The following is a 1323-nucleotide window of genomic DNA, read 5'->3' as shown; positions in this document are numbered from 1 at the left end:
GGGTCGCGGCGGCAAACCAAAAGCGGGTCTAACAGGCTTTCATGTCTCGCATCTGCACATTCCAGAGCTTGCCGAGAGGTGGGAGCAGTCAGGGCAAGTGAGCACGCAGGATTACGGTACGCCGGAGCGTATGGCCACCAGCCTTGAGATTATGACACAAGCACCACTGGGCTCAGCGAATTTCTCTAACGAGTTTGGTCGTCCCAATCTATGCGGTTATTTCCGTAGTTTTCAGCTCGATATGTCAGAGGCTAAAGACGGTAGCGAGATGCGCGGCTATCATAAGCCCATCATGCTGGCAGGTGGTTATGGCAATATCAAACGCAACCTCATTGAAAAAAATCCGATCCGCGAAGGGGATTTGCTTATCGTCCTCGGTGGCCCAGCGATGCAAATCGGTCTCGGTGGCGGTGCGGCATCATCAGTTGATAGTGGCGCACTTGACGAAGGCTTAGACTTTGCCTCCGTGCAGCGTGATAACGCCGAGATGGAACGCCGCTGTCAAGAAGTCATCGATCGCTGCTGGGCCCTCGCTGGTAACGACGTTGATGTAAGCAATAATAGTCAGGATGGCAACCCAATCGTCTCCTTACACGATGTCGGCGCAGGTGGGCTATCCAATGCCATGCCAGAGCTGGTTAATGATCACAACATGGGCGCAGTGCTCAATCTACGTCATATTCCATCATTAGAAGCTGGCATGTCGCCAATGGCGATTTGGTCAAATGAGGCGCAAGAGCGTTATGTGCTGGCGATTCGCCCAGAGAGTAAAGCGCAGTTTGACGCGATATGCACACGCGAACGCTGTCCGTATGCGATATTAGGCACGGCGACTAGAGTGCGTCAGCTAGCAGTCAGTGATGAATTGCTCGATGATCAGCCGGTCGATATGCCGATGCAAGTTCTGCTTGGTGGCACACCAAAGATGCAGCGCAGTTTTGAGGTGCAAGCAAACCAGTTGCCACCGCTTGAGCTTAATGACTTTGATTTGGCGCAGTCTATTAAAGACGTGCTGCGTCATCCGACTGTCGCCAGCAAGTCATTTTTGATTAGCATTGGTGATCGCTCAATCACAGGTATGGTGGTGCGCGATCAGTATGTTGGTCGCTATCAAGTACCCGTCGCCGATTGCGCAGTGACGGCATCGGGCCTCATCGCGCTTGATGGTCAAGTCATGACAGGGGAGGCGATGAGTATTGGCGAGCGTACGCCCGTTGCACTCATTGATCCCAAAGCCTCAGCGCGGTTAGCCGTTGGTGAAGCCATTACTAATATCGCAGGCGCGCGTATCGCTCAGCTATCTGATATCACTATGTCAGCGAA

The 1323-nt window shown here is 53.1% G+C and carries 1 protein-coding gene; it reads left to right on the top strand.

Translation table 11 applies throughout. The features are described 5' to 3' along the window. Positions 1–1323 (top strand): AIR synthase-related protein (locus ACTXGO_RS13915; protein WP_443574936.1); only part of this gene is annotated, 1323 nt, incomplete at both ends.

The organism is Psychrobacter sp. T6-1 (assembly GCF_052258445.1).
The sequence above is the reverse complement of the archived record's forward strand: the minus strand, read 5'-3'. Positions and strand labels throughout refer to the sequence as shown.